The 20,730-nt window shown below is 44.4% G+C and carries 18 protein-coding genes; 7 read left to right on the top strand and 11 right to left on the bottom strand.

What is annotated here, in order from left to right:
• Positions 1–382: 382 nt before the first annotated feature.
• From QUB10_RS13785 to trpE, 4 genes are all read left to right on the top strand, one after another.
• The gene (locus tag QUB10_RS13785; RefSeq protein ID WP_333202888.1) at positions 383–883 is read left to right on the top strand and encodes a peptidoglycan-binding protein; all 501 of its coding nucleotides are present in this window, start codon (positions 383–385) and stop codon (positions 881–883) included.
• A gap of 299 nt (positions 884–1,182) precedes the next feature.
• Entirely contained in the window at positions 1,183–1,608 is a 426-nt protein-coding gene (locus tag QUB10_RS13790) for a photosystem I reaction center subunit II PsaD (RefSeq protein ID WP_333160170.1), read from the top strand.
• A gap of 162 nt (positions 1,609–1,770) precedes the next feature.
• Positions 1,771–2,631, top strand: coding sequence for a GNAT family N-acetyltransferase (locus QUB10_RS13795; protein ID WP_333202890.1), 861 nt, complete (start codon positions 1,771–1,773; stop codon positions 2,629–2,631).
• 139 nt (positions 2,632–2,770) lie between these two features.
• A complete protein-coding gene (gene trpE / locus QUB10_RS13800; protein ID WP_333202894.1) occupies positions 2,771–4,318 on the top strand; it encodes an anthranilate synthase component I in 1,548 nt (515 codons plus the stop codon).
• An 86-nt stretch (positions 4,319–4,404) separates the two neighbouring features.
• On the opposite strand, the gene QUB10_RS13805 is transcribed toward trpE, so the two are convergent.
• On the bottom strand, positions 4,405–4,959 hold the full coding sequence (locus tag QUB10_RS13805; protein ID WP_333202895.1) for a Uma2 family endonuclease: 555 nt from the start codon (positions 4,957–4,959) through the stop codon (positions 4,405–4,407).
• A 92-nt stretch (positions 4,960–5,051) separates the two neighbouring features.
• Here QUB10_RS13805 and QUB10_RS13810 point away from each other — a divergent pair, with 92 nt between their 5' ends.
• Positions 5,052–5,936 (top strand): PhzF family phenazine biosynthesis protein, encoded by an 885-nt coding sequence (locus tag QUB10_RS13810; RefSeq protein ID WP_333202897.1) that lies wholly within the window; start codon positions 5,052–5,054, stop codon positions 5,934–5,936.
• 172 nt (positions 5,937–6,108) lie between these two features.
• On the opposite strand, the gene QUB10_RS13815 is transcribed toward QUB10_RS13810, so the two are convergent.
• The 3 genes from QUB10_RS13815 to petH all read right to left on the bottom strand — a co-directional run bounded on the left by QUB10_RS13815 (position 6,109) and on the right by petH (position 10,044).
• Positions 6,109–6,960 carry an alpha/beta hydrolase gene (locus QUB10_RS13815; protein ID WP_333202899.1) on the bottom strand — a complete coding sequence of 284 codons (852 nt, stop codon included), beginning with the start codon at positions 6,958–6,960 and terminating at the stop codon, positions 6,109–6,111.
• Positions 6,961–7,339: 379 nt separating this feature from the next.
• The gene (locus QUB10_RS13820; RefSeq protein ID WP_333202901.1) at positions 7,340–8,656 is read right to left on the bottom strand and encodes a homoserine dehydrogenase; all 1,317 of its coding nucleotides are present in this window, start codon (positions 8,654–8,656) and stop codon (positions 7,340–7,342) included.
• A 182-nt stretch (positions 8,657–8,838) separates the two neighbouring features.
• Complete coding sequence (gene petH / locus QUB10_RS13825; protein ID WP_333202903.1) at positions 8,839–10,044, bottom strand: ferredoxin--NADP reductase; 1,206 nt, start codon at positions 10,042–10,044, stop codon at positions 8,839–8,841.
• Positions 10,045–10,633: 589 nt separating this feature from the next.
• Between petH and QUB10_RS13830 the strand changes: the two genes are divergently transcribed.
• A complete protein-coding gene (locus QUB10_RS13830; protein ID WP_333035850.1) occupies positions 10,634–11,638 on the top strand; it encodes a phosphoribulokinase in 1,005 nt (334 codons plus the stop codon).
• Between the two features lie 91 nt (positions 11,639–11,729).
• Here QUB10_RS13830 and QUB10_RS13835 read toward each other — a convergent pair whose 3' ends face one another.
• The 6 genes from QUB10_RS13835 to QUB10_RS13860 form a co-directional block, all read right to left on the bottom strand.
• Positions 11,730–12,926 (bottom strand): 5-methylcytosine restriction system specificity protein McrC, encoded by a 1,197-nt coding sequence (locus QUB10_RS13835; RefSeq protein ID WP_333202906.1) that lies wholly within the window; start codon positions 12,924–12,926, stop codon positions 11,730–11,732.
• Positions 12,927–12,973: 47 nt separating this feature from the next.
• On the bottom strand, positions 12,974–14,578 hold the full coding sequence (locus tag QUB10_RS13840) for an AAA family ATPase (protein ID WP_333202908.1): 1,605 nt from the start codon (positions 14,576–14,578) through the stop codon (positions 12,974–12,976).
• Between the two features lie 52 nt (positions 14,579–14,630).
• Positions 14,631–15,062, bottom strand: coding sequence for an ASCH domain-containing protein (locus tag QUB10_RS13845; protein WP_333202910.1), 432 nt, complete (start codon positions 15,060–15,062; stop codon positions 14,631–14,633).
• 17 nt (positions 15,063–15,079) lie between these two features.
• A complete protein-coding gene (locus tag QUB10_RS13850; protein ID WP_333202912.1) occupies positions 15,080–17,197 on the bottom strand; it encodes a GNAT family N-acetyltransferase in 2,118 nt (705 codons plus the stop codon).
• Between the two features lie 256 nt (positions 17,198–17,453).
• Positions 17,454–17,855 (bottom strand): type II toxin-antitoxin system VapC family toxin, encoded by a 402-nt coding sequence (locus QUB10_RS13855; protein WP_333202914.1) that lies wholly within the window; start codon positions 17,853–17,855, stop codon positions 17,454–17,456.
• Positions 17,855–18,082 (bottom strand): hypothetical protein, encoded by a 228-nt coding sequence (locus tag QUB10_RS13860; RefSeq protein ID WP_333202916.1) that lies wholly within the window; start codon positions 18,080–18,082, stop codon positions 17,855–17,857. The genes QUB10_RS13855 and QUB10_RS13860 overlap by 1 nt, the downstream gene beginning before the upstream one ends.
• A 208-nt stretch (positions 18,083–18,290) precedes the next feature.
• Here QUB10_RS13860 and QUB10_RS13865 point away from each other — a divergent pair, with 208 nt between their 5' ends.
• The gene (locus QUB10_RS13865) at positions 18,291–19,943 is read left to right on the top strand and encodes an FAD-dependent oxidoreductase (RefSeq protein WP_333202918.1); all 1,653 of its coding nucleotides are present in this window, start codon (positions 18,291–18,293) and stop codon (positions 19,941–19,943) included.
• A gap of 62 nt (positions 19,944–20,005) precedes the next feature.
• Here QUB10_RS13865 and QUB10_RS13870 read toward each other — a convergent pair whose 3' ends face one another.
• Positions 20,006–20,383, bottom strand: coding sequence for a GxxExxY protein (locus QUB10_RS13870; protein ID WP_333154313.1), 378 nt, complete (start codon positions 20,381–20,383; stop codon positions 20,006–20,008).
• Positions 20,384–20,730 lie beyond the last annotated feature (347 nt).

The raw sequence follows: 20,730 nt of genomic DNA on the forward strand, positions 1-20,730 counted from the left end.
GGTGGCCACGCGGTGTTCAGCTTTAAAATATAAAGTATCAAAGCAGATTCAGGATGCGCTTGCCGTTTTCAACCCGGTTTGGCGACACAGTACCTAGGGATGCTGCCGAAAATTAATATCAGTTTAAAAAAAGAATCCAACTGTAGGTAAGCTGCAAACCCCGATAGTAATCAGTCATGCCGAATCTAAAATCTAAAATCTATAATCTAAATTGGTATAAGTCTCCTGTCCACAAGCCGTGACATGGTAAAAGTCGATCGAATCTGTTGAGGCACGGCCAACGCCAGTGTTGATTCGGGAAAAATTGAGAATGCAAATGTTTCGCCCGGAAAAAGTTTTTTTCCAGAAGAATACTCAAACCTAGAGGTTAGCAAAATCGATTATGTCACCTACAACCCAGATGAAATCTACTCAACCTATGGCCAAAAAGCCACAACTACAATTAGGTTCTCAAGGTAAAGCGGTATTGGAACTCGAACAACTCTTAACCAAGTTGCAACTTTATCGGCAGCCTGCTAAAGGAATTTTTAACCAAGCAGTTCAATTTGCGGTGAAACTGTTTCAGTTTCGGGTTTTCTTGTCGCCGGATGGCATTGTCGGGCCGCTGACTTGGCAGGCGCTTTATACTGCTGCTCCAGTTAATATGCCGATACTCAAATTAGGCAGTTCTGGGGAAGCAGTCGCTACTGTTCAGGAAGTTCTCAAAATTTCCAAGCATTATGGCGGAAAAATTGACGGCGACTTTGCTACTTTGACGGACAAAGCTGTTCGCGCATTTCAAAAAAGCTTTGGGATTGAGGCCGACGGGATTGTAAATCAAGAAACTTGGACTGCTTTGAGCCAAATTCCGCGCGGCTATGACCCTAAGTGGTTCTTGACTTAGGGTTGACGCGGTAAATTGTGCGATCGTGTGTGGGGGGAAATTGGGGGAATGTGCGATTATTCGGGTGCCCCACAAGCACCAGAATAATTGCTGTTTTTTTTTGATTATTTTTTCGGGATTCGTGCTGCCTAATTTGGTTTTATAACTTTGGTGAAAATTACCAATTATCAACTATTAATTACTAATTATCAATTATCAGAAAAGATCGATCGCCAAAAAACTGTTAACTTTCCTTACAATTTCTACAGCCGTGTCGCCTCATGATGATACGATGCCGTAAAAATCCTTTGGATATGTTTATGGCAGAAGAACTCACTGGACAACCCCCTCTTTTCGGCGGCAGCACAGGCGGCTTGCTGACCAAGGCGCTAGTTGAAGAGAAGTACGCTATCACTTGGACTAGCCCCAAGGAGCAGGTGTTTGAAATGCCTACGGGTGGCGCTGCGATTATGCGTCAAGGCGACAACTTGCTGCATCTGCCCCGGAAGGAGCAGTGCATCGCTTTGGGTGGCCAGCAACTGCGGGCTAAATTCAAAATCACCAACTACAAAATTTACCGCGTGTTTCCAGACGGTACTACTGAGTACCTGCATCCCAAAGATGGCGTGTTCCCTGAGAAGGTGAACGAAGGTCGTCCCTACAACGGTAAGATTGACCGCAATATTGGCAGCAATCCCAATCCGGCTAAGCTGAAGTTCAGCGGTAAGAAGACTTTCGATCCTTAGACAATGAGTGCATGGCTGAGCAAAACATAGGTAATATTCCCTGTAAGGCTCAGCTTGTAAACTTGTTTTTGCAGTAGTATTCTGGCGCGGGAGGCTAAGCCCGCAGCGCCAAAATACTACTGCAAACTTCTAATCTTATTAAAAGTTAATGTTAAATTAAAAATGAATCTCGCAATCAGGCGAGCGCAGCCTTCTGATATCGATGTTTGCGCTCGCATTAATTATGAAGCTTTTAAAGATATTTCCGATCGCCATCAATTTCCTACAGATTTTCCGACGCTGGAGTTTTCAACTGAAATTATTGGTCTTGTGATCGAAAGTCCGTTGTTTTTTGGCATAGTAGCCGAGAACTCCGGTGCGGTTGTCGGCTGCGGGTTTATGGACGAACGCAGCCCGATTCGTGGTATCGGGCCCGTCAGTGTCGATCGAACTTTTCAAGGCCGCGGCACGGGACGGGAAATGATGAAAGCTTTGCTGGAACGGGGACAGGACGCTGTGGGCATCCGTTTGGTTCAGGAATCTTTTAATATGGCGTCACTGTCGCTGTACGCTTCTTTGGGTTTTGAGGTGAAAGAACCTTTCGTGTTAATGGAAGGGAAGTTTCGCAGCCAGCCTCCGCATGGGTTTGAGGTGCGGCCGCTGGCTAGTGAGGATGTTGATGAATGTGCGGCTTTGTGCAAGAAATTATACAGGTGCGATCGAACTAGCGATATTGAGTACGCCCTGAATTTCTTTTCTCCTTGGGTTGCTTGCAAACAAGGTCAGATTGTGGCTTATACTTGTGCGGTGTCGGCTTTGAGCCACAGCGTCGCAGAAACTGAGGCGGATATGCAGGCTTTGCTCTTGGGGGCGGCCGCGTACAGTTCCGAAGAATTGCTTTCTTTCCACTTGCCGGTGCGTTACGCAAGTTTGTTTCGCTGGTGTTTGCAAGAGGGGCTGCGCGCGCTCAAGCCGATGGCGGTGATGGCGGTTGGCGAGTACCAGCAGCCTCATGGCTGTTGCTTTCCGTCTTTTGTTTATTGACAAGACGGTTAGGACGCTTTTAATCGCTGAAATTATTGCCAGGATTGCATTTTCCTTCTTCCTTCTTCCTTCTATCCTTTACATCCGTTACATCCGTTACATAATCCGTTGCCGAACTTCCTTCTTCCTTCTGATATATATGATATTTCCCGATTTCTCACAATTCTCGGAACTGGCGACACAAGGCAATTTTGTACCCGTGTATCAAGAATGGGTTGCCGATTTGGATACGCCGGTGTCTGCGTGGTATCGGGTTTGTGCGGGTCAACCTTACAGTTTTCTGCTGGAGTCAGTGGAAGGTGGGGAAAAACTTGGGCGTTATAGTTTCTTAGGGTGCGATCCGTTGTGGATTTTGGAGGCTAAGGGCGATCGCACAACTCAAGTTTACCGCGATGGTTCGCAACAAGTATTTACGGGCGATCCGTTTGTAGCTTTAACTGAATGTTTGGAGTCTTATCAACCCGTGAAATTGCCGCAGTTACCGCCGGGAATTGGCGGGCTATTCGGTTTTTGGGGTTACGAGTTAATTAAATGGATAGAACCGCGAGTTCCCGTGCATCCAGCCAGCGAGAATGATTTGCCAGATGGCTTGTGGATGCAGGTGGATAATTTGCTGATTTTCGACCAGGTGAAGCGAAAAATTTGGGCCGTCGCCTATGCGGATTTGCGGGAGGTTGGCGTTGATTTGGCCGATGCTTATCAGCAAGCGTGCGATCGCGTTGGTAAGTTAGTTGAGAAGCTGCAATCGCCGCTTTCCCAGCAATCTACTCTCATAGAATGGACTCCGCCGAGGGACGGGCAAGATGCCCGTTCCACAACCGGAAATACAGAATTGGCTTACACGAGCAATATTACCCGCGAAAAGTATTGTGCCAATGTTTTAAAGGCTAAGGATTATATCAAAGCGGGAGATATTTTTCAAGTAGTTATCTCGCAGCGACTAGAGGCTGAATACAGTGGCGATTCTTTTGCACTTTACCGATCTTTGCGTCTGATTAATCCTTCTCCGTACATGGCTTATTTTCATTTCAGAGATTGGCAGATTATCGGATCGAGTCCCGAAATTATGGTGAAGGCGGAAAACACTGCTGATGGTAAAAAAATAGCAACTTTGCGACCGATTGCCGGCACTCGCCGCCGGGGTAAAACTCCTCAAGAAGATGATGCTTTGGCTGCTGAATTGCTGCAAGATCCCAAGGAAATTGCGGAACACGTCATGTTAGTTGATTTGGGCAGAAACGATTTAGGAAGAGTTTGCCGAAACGGTACTGTAAAAGTTGACGAATTAATGGAAATTGAGCGTTATTCTCATGTCATGCACATTGTGAGCAATGTGGTGGGAGAATTGGCCCAGGATAAGACAGCTTGGGATTTGTTGAAAGCTGGTTTTCCTGCGGGTACAGTTAGCGGTGCTCCGAAGATTCGGGCGATGGAGATTGTGCACGAGTTGGAAGGTTGCCGCCGGGGGCCGTATTCTGGGGTTTACGGGTATTATGATTTTGAGGGACAATTGAATAGTGCGATCGCGATTCGGACTATGGTTGTTCGTTCTTTAGGTGGTGATAAACATTCGGTTTCTGTGCAAGCAGGTGCTGGTTTGGTGGCTGATTCTAACCCGGATATGGAGTACGAAGAAACGCTCAATAAAGCCAGGGGAATGTTGGAAGCAATTCGCTGTTTGAAGTAGCGAGGCGGAGCCTCTGGATCTGTGTTACCAGGCAGAGCCTGGTAACAAGAAAACAGCAGTAATTATTGCATTATTGTCCAATTTACCTAAGCCCCTAATATTCGAGTGACCGAAACTGCAACATCAGGAAATGCCAGCGGATTAATATTACCCTGAGTCAGAGTTTCTCTCGATTGATATCCTTCATTGGTAGGCTCTCGAAATACTATTAATTCCCTAGTTCGCAAATTGACAACCCAATACTCAGAAATGCCGGGTTCCGCATAAATCTTGCTCTTGATTCCCAAGTCTTTGCTCAGAGTATGATCCGAGTATTCTATCAGCCAAAAGATGTTTTCTGGATAGGGATGATGTTCTCGGTAATCTTGTCCCAAACGTTGAATTACAGCGATATCGGGTTGTGGCTCGGAGTTGCTTGGCGGCAAGATAATCGGTTTACCTTGGCGGATTTTAGCCCGATCACCCAGCAAATAAATTAGGTACTCTCCAGCCTCATCGCTAGAGTAAGCATGAGATTCTCCTTCGGGAGCCATTTCGATTATTTCTCCACCTATTAATTCAACGTTTCGCCCTTCCAGAATGCCGGCTGCAATGATGCGGTGGTAGTCTGCAACCGTCCATTTTACAGTCGTGACGCTCACGGCGATTACTCCTATGTTTTTATTGTTATTTTAACGGCTGTCTTGCGATCGATGTAAAATATCAGTTATAGACTTTTATCAAAGGCATAATTATGAATTTTTATATAGTTGACGTGTTTGCCGAGTCAAAGTATGCTGGCAATCAACTAGCTGTATTTTGCGGTGCGGGAGTTGCCGAACTATCTGAGGCGCAAATGCTACAGATAGCGAGGGAAATCAATTATTCAGAAACTACGTTTATTCGATCGCCCGATCCGCGAGATGGCGGCTATGACGTGCGGATATTCACGCCCAAGAAGGAATTGCCCTTTGCCGGTCATCCGACTTTGGGCACTGCGTTTGTGTTGCAGCAAGAGATTATTCGCCAAAAGGTCGATCGAGTAATTCTCAATCTAGCCGTCGGTCAAATTCCAGTTACTTTTAATTATCACAATGAATCGGCAGATATTTTGTGGATGCGACAAAACCCGCCTAGTTTTGGTCAAGTTTTATCAGCCGAAAGTCTGGCAAATGTCCTGAATTTAGAACCCGATGAAATTGATTCCAACTTCCCAATTCAAGAAGTTTCTACGGGAGTACCGTTTATAATTGTCCCATTAAAAACTCTCGCCTCGCTCAAAAAAGCTCAAGTCAACTTAGATAAATATTTTGAGCTAGTTGATACAATGGAAGCGAAAGAAATTTTGATATTTTGCCCAGAAACTTACAGCGACCTTAATGATTTAAGCGTGCGAGTTTTTGCCCATTCATTAGGAATTCCAGAAGATCCGGCGACTGGCAGTGCTAACGGCTGTTTGGCTGCATATTTGGTAGAACATGATTATTATGGGTCAGCAAAGATTGATGTCAGAGTTGAGCAGGGTTATGAAATCGATCGACCTTCTTTGCTGTTGTTACAAGCTGCCAAAAATGAAGGGGAAATAGCAGTTTTGGTGGGTGGTAAGGTGGTGATGGTTGCTAAGGGAGAATTTGTGTAGAATTTTTAACAGAGAATTATTAACCGCAGATGGACGCAGCTAGATTTAGATGCTTGTTTGGCGATCGAGATGTGACAATTTTGCTAATAGCGATCGCAGCACTTTGTCTGCTTCTGGCAGTCGCAGCGCGGGAAAACCAGCCATCTGCGGCCTGAAGCAATTCTGTCTGAGTTTAAACAAAGCGCTTTTTTCGGAAAATTTGCAATTGAGTGCGATCGATCTGAACGACTACTGGCCGCCGTTTGTTGAGGACGATCGCATTGTGTCTGTTTAGCAAAAGCAACTGAGCCAATATTGCCACAATCGCGCGCCTTTTGAGGAACTTGCCTTCAAAACGCGCCATTCGGACGATCGCCTCCTCGATTTTATAACAACAGTTGTTGCCTTTCTGGGAAATCACAAAAATCGTTCCCGGTATGTAATCGCCTTCATTTGCCCAGAAAGCATACCTTTCGCCTAAAGTAAAGTAGTGAAAAACATTGTTAGCGGTGGAAGTTTTAGCTAACTTTTCCGAAACGCCCAAAGAATTAAAAACTACAGTGGATCTAATATAATCCGGGTATTTTGCTGCTATTTGCTGAGCAACTTTGCCCCCCAAACTTTCTCCGATGACATCGGGCGGATTCCCGCTGTGAAATTGCTGCTTTATCCAATCAATAGCACCCGCAGTTTGCGCCGATTTTAACTGGCGTTCTAGTTTTGCCATAAATACATCGGGCGTATCTTCCAAAACGCGATCGAAAGGATACCAAGAACCGTAGCCGCGAATCACTAAAACAGGTGGATGATTGCCAGAAATGGGGACGCGACTTTCAGCATAAAAACCAGTGCGAGAGTCTTCAAACACTTTTGTTATGATATAATTTCCATCAATAACTTGCCCTTCCTGGTGCCGAATGTAAATTGAAGGATTATTGGGTTTAAAAGTATCGTGCAGTTGGGGTTTGGCAAACTTTTCATACAGGGAATCTAGCAAGTGCCTTCCCGTTTTGCGATCGACAAAATCGAATTCTGTTCCTTTCATCCCAAATCTCATTTTTAACTGATTGTGGGGGGAAAACCCGGTATTTTTCTTTTGGCAAAATACCTTTAGCCAGATTTGGTAGGGGCGGGTTCACCAACCATATCTAACGATTACCGACAATCTAGATAAACCCGCCCCCCACTACCGATAACCTACGTCAACCCGAAATTTGCATCGCCTCGGAAAGGTACATGATGATTTATGGTTCGGTTCGGGCGGGTTTTCGAGATTGTTTGTTTCAGGCAATTATTGTTTGTGAACCCGCCCCTACAAGCACCCGGTACATTCTGATTTACCGTTGGGCGAGGGCGGGTTTTAGAGATTGTCAATTATTGGCAAATATTGTAGGTAAAACCCGCCCGCCCCTACCAAATCACTTTTACAAAACTCGCAACGTGCTAGCAACACTATCGACTGCTTCCATCGCGCGAATTTCATCGAGTGCTTGTTGAAAATTCCCTTCCCTAACATCGTGAGTCACGACGACAATTTCTGCTAAATCGCCGTGAATTCCCGTCTGCACAACTGATTCCAAACTAACTTTGTGGTTGCCGAAACAAGTGCCTAGTTTGCCAATTACCCCCGGAGTATCGCGCGTCAGAAAACGAGCGTAAAAGCGAGTAACAAGTTCCTGCATCGGAGCAATTTTGCAGTAGTGTTGGTGACTGCAACTGAGTAAAGGATGAGGAATCGGAACAGCTTGGCTTTTCAGGATTGCCGCCACATTTATAATGTCGGATACTACGGCGCTAGCTGTGGGGCCTGCACCGGCGCCGCGCCCATACAGCATCAATTGCCCGATCGGCTCTCCTTCGACTAAAATGGCATTGTAAACCCCGTTAACACTCGCCAGCGGATGAGTTTTCGGCACAAAACTCGGATGCACTCGAATTGACAGCAGTTCGCTTTCTCCCTCAGCTTGCTTGCCATTGTAGTGGGAGGTTTCTTGAGCAATAGCCAACAATTTAATCACAAATCCCAGCTTGTCGGCGTAGTCAATATCAGCCGCACTAACTTTTCTGATACCTTCGCAGTGAACATCTGCTAATTTGATGCGTCCGCCAAAAGCTAGCGAGGCTAAAATAGCAATTTTATCGGCAGCATCTAATCCATCTACATCTGCTGTGGGGTCAGCTTCAGCATACCCTAATTGCTGAGCGTCGGCGAGCACTTCGGCAAAGTCTGCGCCTTCTGTTTGCATCCGCGTCAGGATGTAATTAGTTGTGCCGTTGACGATGCCGGTGACAGTTTGAATGCGGTTTGCAACTAAGGATTGTTTGAGGGTTTGAATGACTGGAATGCCGCCGCCGACAGCAGCTTCTAGCATTACGTAAACGCCTTTTTTGTTGGCGGCCTCGAAGATTTCATTCCCGTAGCGGGCGATAACTGCTTTGTTGGCAGTGACGACGTGCTTGCCGCTGGCAATAGCTTGCAGAATGAGCGATCGCGCCGGTTCCAATCCGCCAATCAGTTCTACTACAATATCAATTTCCGGGTCAGTTGCGATCGCTTCTAGGTCAGTTGTCAGCACATTTTCTGGCAATTGTAAAGACCGAGTTCGAGAAATATCGCGCACTCCCACCCGATAGATTTCCAATTCCTGCAACAGTGGATGGCGACCATCTGGGGAGAGCAAAATCTCTGCTGTTCCCGCGCCAACTGTACCCAAACCTAACAAACCAATTTTGAAAGCCACGACTTTGACCCGTAGAAACTCAATTAAGCCACAACCATTGTAGGCTATTGGCGTACCGGATCAATGAAAATAGTATGGTAGGGTACGCATTCAGTACCTTACAAGTCGGATACAATTGCCCTAAAAACAATTGTAGGGCGAGCCAAGCCCACCCTACAAATCAGATTAAATCAGGTAACAGATTAATAAGTTTCAACGTGCCAACGGTGTTCTTTCTTCAACTGTTTCTGATAGGCAGCCCACTCAACACCGTGCTTGCCAGCCGCCGCCGACATTCCCTCATCAATTCCGCCTTCCATACCCTTCAAACCGCAGATATAAGTGTGAGTATTCGGCTTTTGAACCAATTCCCACAATTGGTCTGCGTTCTCTTGAATCCGGTTTTGAATGTACATCTTGCCGCCGTCAACATTCTTTTGCTCGCGGCTGATGGCATAAGTCAAGCGGAAATTATCAGGGAACTCGCGCTGCAATTGTTCCAACTCTTCCTTATAAAGAATGTTGGGAGTGTAAGCAACTCCAAAGAAGAGCCAAGCTAAACCTTTGAATTTGTAATCGGGATTGTTTTCTTTAAACATCCGCCACAAATAAGCCCGGAAAGGAGCAATCCCCGTACCGGTACCCATCATTATAATGGTGGCTTCTTCGTCGTCGGGCAACAGCATTTCCTTGCCTACGGGGCCGGTGATTTTGACATCATCTCCAGGTTGCAAACCGGTGAGAAAAGTCGAACAAACACCAAAGACTTGTTCGCCAGTTTCCGGGCTTTTGTACTCTAGGCGGCGCACGCACAGCGAGACTGTTTTGTCGTCGAGATGGTCGCCGTGACGGGTGGAGGCGATCGAGTAAAGCCGAATTTTGTGAGGTTTGCCGTTTTTATCTGTGCCATCGGGAATAATCCCGATACTTTGACCTTCGAGATAGTGCAAATTGCCTCCAGAAATGTCGAAGGTGACGTGGCGGACTGTGCCGTCGCCGCCTTCTCTGACTAATTCTTCTGTAGAAATGCACTTACCAATATAGGGATTGGCCGGCTTGTAGAGGTTAACAGGAACCTGAACTTTTTCCTTGGCTTGAGTCATGGGCTTAGTTTCTTCTCCAGATTTCTGACTCTGTAGCCCTGCTTCTGGTGCGACTTTGCCATTTGTTTCGGGAGCGCTGTTTGAGGGGCGGATGCTGACAATTCTTCCACCCATGCGAGCAATTCTACGCATTTCCTGATTCATGCGATCGTAGGGCACGGAGATAAATACGCTACCACTACGGCGAATCGGGTTACTTATTTGGTCAGTCGCTTGGCTCTGACGCATACCCTCCACTTCGTAAACAAAGATGCGGCTGCCTGATTCTGAGTTTGCCGCAACACCAGATATGCTTGGGCTGTACATTTGTTGATTTTCCTTCACGATACAGAGTTATAAAGAAAGAGAATGTGACGTTAGACTCAATTTACTTTTTTCTTAAGGCCATCGGGACTAATTGGCCGCGCCAATTTTTGGGCCTCGCCACGCCGTCCGTAGTGTTGAAGTTGCGATCGCTCGCGTTATCAAATCCCTACTAGCCGAACGCCGCGCTCACCGAGCCCGCTTTGCGTTCGGCTGTTGACCTATAGCTATTGTTGTCTGCGTACTGCCAATATTTTACCCGATCGGGGGATCTGCCCCGATAAGTCCTTGTGATTTGGGGAGCGCCCCACCAGATCAAGGAAGATTCGAGCAGTTTAATGAGGCTGAGCTTGTAGGGGGCCGACGCATTCTGGTAAGATTAACCGCTAAAGTTAGTATTAATTACTTGCCTTGAAGATTGCTTGGGTCTTCCCGGGCAGGCAGTCAACTCACTGCTGTATGCTGGTGAGAACTTGATCCTCTCGGGGTAGCAAAGCAGTACAAAGCCTGCTTGTGGCTACCTGCGGGCTGAAATTTTGTGGAATCTAGACTTGAGTTAGTTAGTAAACAGTGATTTTGTTAGAGGGAAACTATGACCAGTAAGCCGGATCGCGTGGTTTTAATTGGCGTTGCCGGAGATTCCGGATGCGGAAAATCTACTTTTTTACGCCGATTGACAGATTTGTTCGGGGAAGATTTCGTTACTGTAATCTGCCTCGACGACTATCATTGTCTCGATCGCAAGCAGCGCAAGGAAACAGGGATTACAGCCCTTGACCCTAGAGCCAACAATTTTGACCTCATGGCCGAGCAAATGAAGGCTCTCAAAGAAGGTCATGCGATCGACAAGCCGATTTACAACCACGAAACCGGTCTGCTCGACCCTCCTGAGCGGGTAGAGCCGAATCATGTGATTGTGATTGAGGGGCTGCATCCCCTGTACGACGAGCGAGTTCGATCGCTCCTCGACTTCAGCGTCTACCTCGACATCAGCGACGAGGTAAAAATTGCTTGGAAAATCCAGCGCGACATGGCGGAACGGGGCCACCGTTACGAAGACGTGCTGTTTGCAATCAATGCTCGCAAACCGGATTTTACCGCCTACATCGACCCGCAAAAGCAATATGCTGATGTGGTAATTCAAGTGTTGCCCACCAACTTGATCAAAGATGACAAAGAGCGGAAAGTTCTGCGTGTGCAGATGATCCAGCGCGAAGGCATCGCCAATTTTGAGCCTGCGTATTTGTTTGACGAAGGTTCAACAATTAACTGGGTTCCTTGCGGCCGCAAGCTGACTTGTTCCTATCCCGGAATTAAGATGTACTACGGGCCTGATGCTTTCTACGGTCACGAAGTCTCGATTTTGGAAGTAGATGGTCAATTCGAGAATCTCGAAGAAGTTATTTACATAGAAAGCCATTTGAGCAAGACTTCTGCGAAGTATGAAGGCGAGTTAACTCACCTGTTACTCCAGCACCGCGAATATCCTGGTTCCAACAATGGAACTGGTTTGTTCCAAGTGTTAGTCGGATTGAAGATGCGGGCGACTTACGAGAAGTTGACTGCAAAAGAAGCGAAAGTGGCTGTTAGTGTTTAGAACACCGACATGAAAGATTTGGGAGGCGCAATTGCGCCTCTTTTTTTGTGGGTAAATGAACCGCAGAGGGCGCAGAGGGCGCAGAGTAGAGTTACGGGAGGGTGTTTGGAAGTAGAGATTTTAAGAAGGTTTTTCCGGCTTCATGGAGGTCGCTATCTAGGGAAAAAGTTAAACTGCGAACTCGAATATCGTCATTTTTTATATCTAGTGGCTGTTTGAGGTTTTGCGGGTAGACGAGAATTGCATTTTGGCACTTTAACGCATTTGCGTAAGCAACTATTTGATGAATGTCATTATTGGCTACTTTATCGGGAGCTTTGTATTTTGTATCGAGGACGTATTGGACTTTTTTTGTTTCACTATCGCGTATAATTAAGTCAATCTTATCGAAATAATTTGTGTCATGTTCAACTCGGTGTTGTGGTTCGACCTCAAAGCCTTTTGGTGTATTTGCTTTGAGCCATTCAGCCACAAACTTTTCATATAAATTAGCCATGTCTATCAGAAAAGGGAGCATTTCGCGATCGCCTGTTTCGTGACTCGGCCCTGTGTTATCTAAAAAGAATCGACATAAGGCGTGTAAAAGTTGATAATCTTCATTCAAACGGTGATAATTTCTATCAATACAAGCTTCGGATTTAAAAGGTTTTAATGTAACAAATCCTTGGAGTGCGTGAAAGGCTTGTCGCACAGTGGATGAAACAGATTCACGGCACAAACCGCTGCGGCCAATGATGAAGAGTGTCCAAGCGAGTATTTGATTGTCTTCGATATCGCCTGTTTGTTCGTTATAGTGGCATTTTAGTTTAACATCCCAAGGTTTTTGCAGGGCTGACCGCAAATCGACGCGGCCGCGAATGTAGGCGAGTCTTTCTGTTTTGGATAAGTAATCGCGATATAATCCTTTGCGACAGCGTTCTAGAATTTTTTGGGCAAGAATGTTAGCTAATCGTTCATAGACTTGTTCTAAAGATTCGCACTCAATCTGTCCCTTCGGAAAATTGATATTAAGTTTGTAGGCATAGTCAAGCATTCCGAATAAGTTTGTTATCGGAACTTTGGGGCGGATAAAAATCTTAAAGTCGGGAGTAATTGGAATATTACCAACTCTGCCTTTAGATTTTAATTCCCATTTATATTTAGTTTTAGGGTTGGGAAATTCTATATCTATCTCCTTGGCATAATTCTGGTATATTTTTTGTCCTACTGCTTCCGGGATAAAACCTCGTTCAAAGCTTTCGGATTTATATTCTGTGAGTTCGATCATTTGGGGCGATTCTGGTTTCATAGATGCTGTAACGCCGTGTTTTCGGTAATAATGGTAGCGTTAGATTATCAATTGCTTAATTTGTCTTTAATTTTATCCCAGAGAAATTCATCCATTTTTTCCTGCTGATCAAAGAAATATTCTTCTAGGTATGGCTCAATTTCCATTTGCCAAATATCTTGGATATCTTCAGCTAAGGTTTTTGTCAAAAAGAAAGAGATGCCTAATTCATAGTGTTTGTTGTTAATTGCCAGATTGACATTTTTGAGAAGGCTAATTAATTTATCAACTGGAAAACCTGTTTCCTCTCTGTGGTGATACTGTCGCAGCACTTCATAGTTTGGATAAACGGGAATGAATGCGAAGCGGCGGCGGAGTGCGTTATCGACTAAGGCAATAGAACGGTCTGCTGTGTTCATTGTGCCGATGATACGGACATTTTTAGGGATTCTAAATAGTTTACCGCTGGCTAGTTTAACAGTGCGATCGCGGTCATCAAGCAAATACATCAACTCTCCAAATACCTGAGATAAATTTGCGCGATTAATTTCATCAATAATGAGAATGCAAGTGTCTTCACAGGCTTCGGCTTTTTCGCAAAATTCTAGGAATCTACCGGGAACTATGGGATATGTTAATTGCCCGTCTTGACTTTGCGGGCGGATGCCTTGAATGAAGTCTTCATAGGTATAGGCTGGATGAAATTGTATCAGTTCCCAGAAGCCATCGCCGCCACCGATTAAATGTTTGGCTAGTTTTTCCGCTATGAAGGTTTTTCCGGTTCCGGGCGGGCCTTGCAGGATGGCTTGTTGCTTGCGGTGGATGGTGCGTATGCAGCGGTTTAGTTCTGTTTCGTCAAAGCCAGTTTCTTCGGCGCATTGGTTCAAAAGATATTCCGGTTGCAACTCTCCTTCTTCTACAGCGTATTCAAACACAATTGCCTCATCTACTAATGGCCCTTCGTTACTAGGAAAGTCATATTTTTTTATTTCTACAAGCCAGTGGCAGAACATATCAAATAGATCGTCCTCTCGGATAGATGGAACGCCAGGCTGGTGCATTTCTTTAGTTAATTCTTTAATCAGGTTGTGTCCGGTTAAGTTAGCATCGGAGTAGTCTATTAGCTGTTTGCTGTAGGCAGTATTGGCGAAATAGTTAATCACCTGTATTGACTTATCATTAATCGCGAGAAAGTCATCGGGACGGAGAGCATTGAGGATAGGCGTTAGCATTCCTATCTCGCCGAACCAGGAGACGCGCATTTCTTCTGAAAACTCTCTACAGGTCGAATATAGCTGACTCGGATCGTCGTTACAACAGCAGACTAAATAAAAAATTAATTCGGCAATTCTTACTGGCGCTATTAATGACAATTTTTTATACGATTTTGAATTCCATAATAACCCTTTTATTATGCACGGATTAATATGAATCCAGGCTCCCATTTGTCGATTAGTAGGAGAGTCTTGGTAAGGTAGAAGTTTCAACATTATAGATTCAGTCACATCTTCTCCATACTCAGCAGCAGCAGCGACCGCTTCAAAATTTCGACGCCCCTGCTGACGCTGCTCCTGGTAAGCCGCTGTGTGACGCAACCCATCGGGAGTGTATGGATATGAATTGACAAATTCTTGAAATAATTTGACAAACTCAGCCTTTTTTTCCGCTTCCATGCTATTCTCAAATACTGTCGATTAATTAATATTTTTCAGCAACACTTCCTGTCTAACGTTCTCCTAATAAATTGACAATGTTAAACTGATTAGCTGTCAGGTATCGAAAACTCTGTGGCGGTTTAAGGTTAGGTAACTTGTTTCTTAAACGATGTAACTCTACTGGCTGACTAAACCTATGAATATCTTTTAAAAAGATGCCTACACCTACTTTTACACCTTTGTAATAATCAAAAAATTCTTCATGGCTAATTCCTGCTATTTTTTCCACTTCCTCCCAAAGCTCTGTGATGGGTTTTTCAACAATATTATCCACCTTGAAAGAACCAACTACAGCTTTTTCGGGAGAGGAAACATAGACTACCACTCGATCTCCTTCATCCAAAAGTCGAGGCCGGACTCGGCGCAGTTCAACTGTTTTTGTACGATCGAATATTTTAGTTGCGTACTCGGGACGAATAGATAATAATAAGATATTTGACATTTGTGATTATCCTCTTTCTAGGTCGCGGTTCCTTCTTTGTAGATTATTCCAAAATTAGTTTTTGAAACCCTAAATACGCTTTGAACCGTTGTCTGCTTACCCAGTATTCCCTGAATTCTCTTTAATGTCAATGGGTTCGTGAAAAGCTGAGTGTGGCTGAATCTTATCGCCATGATATCTGCGTTTGGTTCCTCTTTGGCTATTGTCATTAAATCTTTTAATTCGTAGACTCCTAAGCTGCGAAATTGTCGATAGAGTTTTTCCGGCTTGTCTATTATAACTTCCTCTAGTCTAGAGCAAGCTTTAACCTCTTTTGTCCCCTGAGTAAATGATGAATTGGAGCTGACGTACCATAAAATTCTACCAATAACACCCGGTCTGAGGCCACCATTAGCTGACTTGCTTTTATAATATACAAGTTCCCGTTTTAAGGCTAGCTCAATTTTAGAGCCAAAAAGGCACTGCTTAGCTAACTCTTCATCGAATAAGTCTTTGGCCCATCTGGGTTGAATGGGAATCATGAAAGTAGGGAGGTCAGCATCAATAATCTTAGCAGGCCAAAGGCGACGTTCAAGCTCTGCCATCGTTCCTATATCTTGAATTAATTCGGGAGTGTTAAGGGTCTCGGCAATTTTCATGCAAAAATTATATTCTTCCCCTATTTTTGCTAGGTTTGCCAGTTTTTGAGACATATCCGCTGCTGTTTCTGCTACAGGCGGATTTGCCTTTAAATACCCATTATTAACTCGAACAAAAGCATCTTCTTGAATAGCTTGTATAACAATTTCATCGAAATACTGGTCAGTAAGTCTCGTAAATTGCCTGTTTTCTTTTACTGAAACTGATATGGAGTGGAAAAGTAAGTACCGTGCAAGTGCCGCTGCTAGAACACCGCGTTTAACTCGGAGCATTGTAACTTCTAATTCGTGATTTTTATGTTGGCAATAGGCAATTAAAGCAAGCGGTTGATTTTCACCATCTAAAACGACCTGACACTTGAATTTATCGGGATTGGAAATTATCTGGCGCAGATTTTTCTGAAAATCGGCTATTTTTTCTCCCCTATCAACCGCATAAAAACAGTTAGTTAACAGTAATTTATCAAATTTGCTATCAATTAGTTGAATGGTGAGATTCTGTATGCCGACAAACCGTACTGGTTGATATTGAGTATCTCTGCGAACATCATCCAGTTTAACAATTAAGTCTGTAGGAGTCATAATTGCTAAACTAAAGTTTTCATAGACGGCATCTGCTAAAGCTAATATTTTGGGGTCGCGAGTTAAAAAAATTAAGTAATCAGCAGCAATAGCTTGTGCTAATTGACGAACTAATACTTCGTTTATTTCATCAATATTGATACTGGAAATTAGACGATTGAGAGACTTAAATTTTGTTTCAAAAGCCTGCCGCTCGCAGTGGATTTTAGTAAAAGTCTCCCCTAACAGGCGTTTACGCTTTCTTAGAGCGACCTCAGAGATCGCGTTTATTGCCTTAAAAATCTCATCGGTAATACACAATTCCAAATAATCTTGTAACCAGTCAGCAAGTAGAGAGTCTGATTCGGCGCTTTCAATATCTTCATTACCGTGCAATTCTAAGAAAATACTTGTATCAATAACAGCACAAATTTTAGACTCTAGTTGTTGTGCAGCAGCTTGAGAAAATATAGTTGGATGACCGTGATCCAACCACCAAACAGTAAGCAGTTTACCCTCCTTACTTCTTCCCGGGCGATCGTTAAGAGGAATAAAACCCAATGTTTCCCACATTCTGTCTATTCCATAATCGCGACGGCATTTGAGTTGAATTCCATAAAAATTCTGAGTTTTTTGGCTGAGGGAATTGACTAGCTGTTTAGTAACACCCCGACCGCGATATGCAGGATCGACGCAGAGATGAACGATAACAATAATGTTGCTGCGACGCACTGGTCGGTAAAGCAGATAGCCAATGCAATTTTTTTGAGGAGTGAGTGCTATAAGTATCACCCGATCTCTTGCACTTTCGCGAAAAGCACCTTCTGTAAAAAAGCCCAGAGTTTTTTTATTGGCATCACCTAGGGCTATAACAGTTTCTAAATGGGGGGATGTTTCGTCAATCTCTTCAATCGTCATCTGTGTTTCTTCTGTCACTTTTTTGTACCTCCTTAAGTTACCGCCATACCTCAGTTTGATCTAAATTTACCACTGAGTCAATGATTTGGGTGCCTATCTCGCCCTTACTTCCCTCTCAGTATCACATTACAAGTGGCTGGGAAAGTCGGGAGTCATAAAGTACGATCGCACCCACCATCCTTACCCGCATCAATAGCCCTCCCAAACCAGTAACGCAGGCAAAACCGCTAACAACAGTTCCCGGAAAATTTCAACTTGCGCCGAGTGCTCAGATTTACCAAATTGTGTCTATACTAGATAATTGAATCCGGCGATCGCGACTAATAACGGGTACATTAAGATACAAAGCAGTAGCAGCAATAATGCGATCGGGTAAATCGGGAATTTGCGATCGGTCAACTTGCCTTAAAGTCAAAGCTATATTGCGATCGAAAGGAATTTCAACCAATAAGGCATCATCGCTCTCAACTTCTCTCAATAATAGATCGAGAGTAGTTGAATTAATCCGCCCTCTCTCGCTCAGATAGACAATTTCTGCTAATGTAATTGATGAAAAAGCCACCTGATTTCCTTCGGCAGCTATCTCTTCTATTGTCGTTCTAGCAGTCACCGAAAGTCGTGAATCGGCAAAGATATACCAGATAATAGCATGAGTATCAGCTACAGCACGCAGCATTAGAAATCCTCCCTTGGGAAATTCGCCCATTCTTCGCTGCGAACTTCATCTATATCAGCGGCAGAAGGTGCAATTCCCAAGTCAGCACATAAACCCCACAATGATTTGCGGGGAGTCGGCCCAACAACTAATTCTCGTTCTATTTCAGGAACTATCCACTTAATCAATCGTAACTTTTCGGCTAGAGACAAGTGCTTGACAAGATTTAAAACCGCCTCAAAAGTCATGTTTTTTATGTTTCAATTTGTGATTGATGTAATTGTAGCATTTTGGCCGCCAAGGACAGCATCACCAGGTTTGGGTTGAGAAGATTCGTTTACCACGGTTCCCGGAAAATTTAAAACTGTGTCGAAATTATCTAAACGTGCTATATTCAACTCCGTAAACCCTGAACTTCCCTATCAGGTATTGCAAATTTATCCACGAGTCAACTGAATGCTCTCTACTTTCAAGAAACTAGCTTCAATTGCAATCATCTTTGCCGCCCTAAAACTTTTACTGAATTATCCGGTTTTCAGAGAAATAGAAAATTATATCGCAAATAGAGACCCAGCAAGTGCTACCTTAGACAATGGAACTCTGCAGCAAAAACCCAGCAGCCCGCCTCCGGTACCTCCCAAAAAATCACCGGAGCAAACGTTCGATGTAGTAGTATATGGTGATGAAGTACCGGGGATATGTGCGGCGATATGGGCGAAGAAAACTTTAGGCGCAAAGGGCAAAGTTGCGATCGTGCGATCGAACTACGGAAGAGCACCTTTGGGCGGCTTACTCACCCGCGGCGGTTTAGCTTACATCGATTTAGATAAAATCCCCGATTGGTACCGCCAACCCTACGCCCAATGTTTTAAGGAATTCTTAGATAAAGCGAATGCGCGCGAATCTTGCTTAGACCCAAAAAGGGCAGATCAAGCTCTCCGGCAAATGCTTTCAGCAGCAAAAGTCAGAGTAATTTCCAACTCAACTCTTACTCCCCACGTCGTAGATAAAAAAATCGAATATGCCGAAGTAAAAGGCAGCACCTTAAGAATTAAAGCCAACTCTTTTATTGACGTAACTCAAGACGCGGAATTAGCCAGAAAAGCCGGATTATCTTATTATACAGGATATGAATCTCAAAATATAAAATCAAAAAATGAAACTTTAGCAGTCTCTGTAGTTCCGACAATTACAGGTATAACAATGTCCGAATTCCGCAGCATAGAAGATGACATTCTCTACAATCGACCTTTGGTAAAAAAGATTAAAGAAAGCATTATGAAATCTAAAGATCCGGCCAGTACAAAATTCTGGCTGAGGAATTTCTGGAGTACGATTTATCAGCCATATACAGACGGCTACGACATCAGAAGCGTAGCCATAGGAGCAGCGTATCACATAGACAGAAATCTGCCCTTTAGTCAAAATAAAGGATTCTTTTTTGATAAAGGCAATGTCTGCGTTTATAACAAAAATGTGCTGTCCTGGAACGGGTTTCTGTTTAAATACCAAGTTGACCAAATCATGAAGATGGAAGCTAACGGCAGAAAACCGACTCCTGAGATGATTAAAGAAATGTCACATCTCCAACACTGGCTACAAAAGAAATCTGGTAAAGATGTGAGAGTATTTATTCCAGACGAGATTTATATCAGGCAAAGTTTGAACGTTCGCGAGGTGGTAGATCCGCTGACGGGGAAGGAGATTATCAAAGGGGGAACAGCAGCGTCCAAGTCGATCGGCAGTTTTTCCTACGATTTCGATATGCGGGGCGGAGTCAAGAATTTATCTGCGAGAATTCCGCCGCTACCCGTCTATAATTTCGGGATAGAAAGCGCTTTGGCTAGCAAAGTCAAGAATTTAGCCATTGTCGGGCGATCGTCGGGTTATGTCGGTATGGCTGTATCCGTCGGGCGAATTGCGACGGTGAATATTTATCAAGGACAAGGTGTGGGCGTCGCCGCTGGTTTGGCTAGCAAGTTCGGCGTGCCACTGAATTCGATTACTTCGGCTGAAACGAAAAAAGCTCTGGAGACTTTAACGGGGAAAACGACGTATTTGTCGGGGAGAGATACGAGTTATGGGGTGGATTATAAGGAGGTGAAATAATTAGAGATATTAAGAGAACTTTACCGCAGAGAGCGCAGAGAGGGGAGGGATGAGAGGTTTTTTTACGACAGGATGAGGCGGCGAATTCCTTCTTTTAAAAAGCGGACATTAAAGTTGATGAGAAGGGCTAGAGGATAACCAGTCATTTTCAGGTATGATATAACTTGAGCCTCATGGATAGGAAGTATAGTTTGGACTGACTTTAATTCAATAACAAGAGTGTTGGCAACCAGCATATCGTATCTGCCTTCCCCAACCACAACACCCTTGTAAAGGACATTCACCGTAGGTTGAGGGTCAAAAGGAATTCCCCGGAGAGCGAGTTCTTCACGCAACGAATTCTCATATACCGCTTCCAAAAAACCCGGCCCCAACTCCTTATGAACCTCCATCGCCGCCCCAATCACCGCATAAGTCAACTCATTCAGATCATCTTCCAACTCTCTTCTCTCCTCTTCTCAAACCAATAATCACAATCATAATCCAAAACCCTCCCCACACTCTTCCCTCTGCGCCCTCTGCGCCCTCTGCGGTTCAAAACTCTTCTCTTAATGGAGTGGATTGTAAAGACGTGAATAGATATTAAGAGGATTTTACCGCAGAGAACACAGAGAGCGCAGAGAGGGGAGGGATGAAAGGTTTGTTTACGACATCCAAAACCCTCGCAACACTCTTGCCTCAGCGCCCTCTGCGCCCTCTGCGGTTCAAACCTCTTCTCTTAATGGAGTGGATTGTAAAGAGGTGAATAGATATTAAGAGGATTTTACCGCAGAGAACACAGAGAGCC

Source organism: Microcoleus sp. B5-D4, assembly GCF_036705145.1.
In the GTDB taxonomy this organism is placed as follows: domain Bacteria; phylum Cyanobacteriota; class Cyanobacteriia; order Cyanobacteriales; family Microcoleaceae; genus Microcoleus.

Bases quoted from the DNA above. Each gene is read 5' to 3' on its own strand.
- QUB10_RS13815 (WP_333202899.1), bottom strand. From the start codon at position 6,960: ATGAAAGGAACAGAATTCGATTTTGTCGATCGCAAAACGGGAAGGCAC.
- QUB10_RS13845 (WP_333202910.1), bottom strand. From the start codon at position 15,062: ATGTCAAATATCTTATTATTATCTATTCGTCCCGAGTACGCAACTAAA.
- QUB10_RS13860 (WP_333202916.1), bottom strand. From the start codon at position 18,082: ATGACTTTTGAGGCGGTTTTAAATCTTGTCAAGCACTTGTCTCTAGCC.
- QUB10_RS13830 (WP_333035850.1), top strand. From the start codon at position 10,634: ATGACCAGTAAGCCGGATCGCGTGGTTTTAATTGGCGTTGCCGGAGAT.
- petH (WP_333202903.1), bottom strand. From the start codon at position 10,044: ATGTACAGCCCAAGCATATCTGGTGTTGCGGCAAACTCAGAATCAGGC.
- QUB10_RS13810 (WP_333202897.1), top strand. From the start codon at position 5,052: ATGAATTTTTATATAGTTGACGTGTTTGCCGAGTCAAAGTATGCTGGC.
- QUB10_RS13840 (WP_333202908.1), bottom strand. From the start codon at position 14,578: ATGGAAGCGGAAAAAAAGGCTGAGTTTGTCAAATTATTTCAAGAATTT.
- QUB10_RS13790 (WP_333160170.1), top strand. From the start codon at position 1,183: ATGGCAGAAGAACTCACTGGACAACCCCCTCTTTTCGGCGGCAGCACA.
- trpE (WP_333202894.1), top strand. From the start codon at position 2,771: ATGATATTTCCCGATTTCTCACAATTCTCGGAACTGGCGACACAAGGC.
- QUB10_RS13795 (WP_333202890.1), top strand. From the start codon at position 1,771: ATGAATCTCGCAATCAGGCGAGCGCAGCCTTCTGATATCGATGTTTGC.
- QUB10_RS13785 (WP_333202888.1), top strand. From the start codon at position 383: ATGTCACCTACAACCCAGATGAAATCTACTCAACCTATGGCCAAAAAG.
- QUB10_RS13865 (WP_333202918.1), top strand. From the start codon at position 18,291: ATGCTCTCTACTTTCAAGAAACTAGCTTCAATTGCAATCATCTTTGCC.
- QUB10_RS13855 (WP_333202914.1), bottom strand. From the start codon at position 17,855: ATGCTGCGTGCTGTAGCTGATACTCATGCTATTATCTGGTATATCTTT.
- QUB10_RS13835 (WP_333202906.1), bottom strand. From the start codon at position 12,926: ATGAAACCAGAATCGCCCCAAATGATCGAACTCACAGAATATAAATCC.